The following is a 3,360-nucleotide window of genomic DNA, read 5'->3' as shown; positions in this document are numbered from 1 at the left end:
AAAGAATATAACGAGGAACGACCGCATCAAGCTTTAAACAGCATGACGCCTGTTCAATACCGATTAAACAGAAACCCGGAAACCTCTAGTTTAGCTTGGCACTAAAAAAGGAGGGTTTACACCATAAGTATACGTCTTTTAGTTGTGGTTTTGCCCCATCTAATGCCTTTGATACAGGGGTTACCAATATAGGTATAATTTGAACTTCACTTTGTTTGCAAGAATCTACATTTGATCTCATCCATTTGGGGTGACTGGCGACTTGGCGAGCTTTTGTTGTATCAAGTCTAGATGTAGGGTTTGCGTTTGCGTGATCCTCAAAAACCAAACATATGTAGCCTATTTGCCACCATGGATCAGGAGAACCCTCCGATTCAATTTTTCCAGCACTGAATCCTAAATGTTCACCTAGCAGTTTGTGAGCTAATTCAAAATCTGTGCTAGTGGTTATACCATCTAAAATAAATTTTTCATTTTGAGAAAATTTTCTGTCATGGCTAGTTCCTAAACTATTTATATAGTTCTCTAGGTTCTCTACTTGTTGGATTACTAATTCGTCTTGATCTTTGTTATTTTCATGATCTTGTGTTGAATTGAAACCATTGTCAGAAAGCCTAACCAACCACGGAACAGTAGTATTAACTGCATTTTTAGCTCGTTTAAAATGATCTGCCTCTTTAATTTGCAGCTCTTGGCGGCCTATTGAAACTGCTAATGAAGCAGCAGAGCCAGCCAAATATTCCCAAAGTGCACGATATCCACGGAGAGTAGGATCATCTAGGCAACTAAGCACCGATTCGGCTTTTGAAAGAGCTTCTAAATAATCCTTATTCCACATGGCTTGTTGATATTCAATTTCATATTGTACGGACTTTGATAATTGGTTTATTGCTGGAAATGATGCTTGAGATAATGTATTTCTATGTTCAACAATATCTTGATTAACTGCTTCCCATTCGTCGTCATTTTTAATAAAAATATTGAAATTTTCCAAGTATGTTGATTGTTTAGCATCTTTGGACTGTTCAAATCCAAACCAGATCTCTGCTTGTAATTCAGGATGGAAAGGTGATCGCTTTGTTATATTTGATAAATAGTCAGTTAATTCTTCCCCTGAAATTACTACGGCTGAATAATCTTCTAAGGATCTAGTGCACCGGCCTATTGCTTGCAAGACTCTAGTTTGAATACGTTCATTAAACAGAATATGAGCACCTAATCTATTCATAAAAAAACGTTCTTGGGCATTGATACCTTTTGGCATTCCCTCAATAAAGAGTAGTCGACATTCATCTCCGGGGAAGTCTATTCCGTCATATCTATTTGCTACAACTGCTACAGCACCATTAGAATTTATAAATTCATTCTTTGATTCTTCAATATCTTTAGCTGAAAATACTGTCAATCCTGTAAAATCTACAATATCTTGTGAAAGTTCATTTTCTATTTCTTGGCTAGGAACCAGTATCAAGCTACGTGGTGATTTTTTGAGTAGTTCTCGTCGTAAGTGTACTTGTTGTTCTGGTTCCAATGATAAGCTTGGAAACATAAAAAATCGTCTACCAACTCCTTGCATATCCCACCCAGAAGGGATAGATAAACGAGCTATACTCTTTTTACCCATTAATCTTTCTAGGTCGCCTCCCTCTCCTAAGGTGGCTGACATATATATTCGCTGTTTAGCATTATTAAAAGCAGCTAGTGTCCATGTAGGCACGATCATTGGACGAATTACTATTTCAGAAAAAGTTAAATATATATGACATGAAATAAGTTGATCCCTAATGACTGACCAAGGATATTTTAAATCAATATCTGTAGCGTGTAGATCGAGCACCTCTGTTATTTCTTTATAAACTTTGATTAGCTCAGGTGTTGGTAACTTCTCTACAAATGCTAGATCATATGGTGTTTTTATACCACCCGAGATTTTTGAAAAACTCAAAGGGTCAAGGTGTCGACCGAGTATTGGAAGCAATAAATCATATAGTTGTTTGTGTGATTGTTCAAATTGATTAATAGTCAAAGTCCACATTTCTGACACATAATTTTCTGAAGCATGGGCATCATCGATGATAATTACATCCGCGTCATTAAAATATGGATTGGAATTAAATAAACTTGAATAAGTCGTTATTGCTATAGCATCGGCTTGTTTATATTTTGCTTTATTTGCAGCTGTATAATTTTTCTTTGGTCCTGTAAAACCAATGACTGATAAGCCATATTTGGTTTCTGCTTGAGCGACAGCTTGGTGTACCAGCTGTTTGGTAGGGCATAAATAAACAATTTTTTCTTTAAATTTTCTACGTCGCCATTCACCAATTAATAAACCAACTAGAGTTTTCCCACTTCCTGTGGGGAGTTGTAGCGCAACATCACTATTTTCAGTAAATTCTTTTGTATAGGTAAGCATCATCTCTTTTTGATGAGGTAAAACATCCGGAAATTTTCTTCGAGGTAATTCTCTGAATAGAATATCAGGACTATCTGGGATAATTGTTTTTGGTGATAGTTTTTTGAAAGCCATATTTTCTTCCTAAAAATTTGACAGGTATTTGTAAAGAGTAGGTTTTGATACACCAACCAATTCACAAATTTGTTTTACCGTCCTTGTTTTTTCATTATACAGGTCTTGAGCAAGCTTTGCTTTTTCGTGGCTAAGCTTTTTAGGACGCCCACCCATTTTCCCTCTCGCCCGGGCTGCCTTTAATCCAGCATGGGTTCGCTCACGAATGAGGTTTCTTTCGAACTCAGCTAAGGCGCCAAATATGTGAAAGATTAGTTTTCCAGAGCTGGAAGTTGTGTCGATGGATTCATGAATGCTTTTAAGTCCAATCCCCCTTAATTCGAGATCGCTTACAACTTGGATCAAGTCTTTTAGAGATCGACTAAGTCGGTCTAGTCGCCAAACAACAATTACATCTCCTTTGCGTGCAAATTCGATTGCAGCAACAAGACCAGGGCGGTCAATCTTACTTCCAGTTATTTTATCCTCAAAAAATTTTTCACACCCTATATTTTTGAGTTCATCGTGTTGTAGGTTTAAATTTTGATCATCTGTAGAAACTCTGGCATACCCAATTAACATTTTCGCCCTTAATGGTTAATTATCTTGTAAAAACCAATATTAACTTAACATAGATAATTTAACCACATTTATTAACTAATTTAGTACTGATCTCCTATTGATAGAAAAGCGCAAAAGCTATGGTAAAGAAAACCCTCGTTTTATTAACTTGTAAACCCTCCTTTTTTAGTGCCAAGCTAAACTAGAGGTTTCCGGGTTTCTGTTTAATCGGTATTGAACAGGCGTCATGCTGTTTAAAGCTTGATGCGGTCGTTCCTCGTTATATTCTT

General features: G+C 36.6%; 2 protein-coding genes. Both read right to left on the bottom strand.

Going from position 1 to position 3,360, the window contains the following annotated elements; all coding sequences use genetic code 11:
* Positions 1-85 precede the first annotated feature (85 nt).
* Positions 86-2,530, bottom strand: coding sequence for a DEAD/DEAH box helicase (locus tag ELY11_RS12170; protein ID WP_127033870.1), 2,445 nt, complete (start codon positions 2,528-2,530; stop codon positions 86-88).
* Between the two features lie 9 nt (positions 2,531-2,539).
* Positions 2,540-3,091, bottom strand: coding sequence for a recombinase family protein (locus ELY11_RS12165; RefSeq protein WP_127033867.1), 552 nt, complete (start codon positions 3,089-3,091; stop codon positions 2,540-2,542).
* Positions 3,092-3,360: the final 269 nt, after the last annotated feature.

The sequence above is a fragment of the Legionella septentrionalis genome (assembly GCF_003989745.1).
In the GTDB taxonomy this organism is placed as follows: domain Bacteria; phylum Pseudomonadota; class Gammaproteobacteria; order Legionellales; family Legionellaceae; genus Legionella_A; species Legionella_A septentrionalis.
The sequence above is the reverse complement of the archived record's forward strand: the minus strand, read 5'-3'. Positions and strand labels throughout refer to the sequence as shown.

Coding starts and splice junctions, on each gene's coding strand:
- ELY11_RS12165 (WP_127033867.1), bottom strand. CDS start 3,091: ATGTTAATTGGGTATGCCAGAGTTTCTACAGATGATCAAAATTTAAAC.
- ELY11_RS12170 (WP_127033870.1), bottom strand. CDS start 2,530: ATGGCTTTCAAAAAACTATCACCAAAAACAATTATCCCAGATAGTCCT.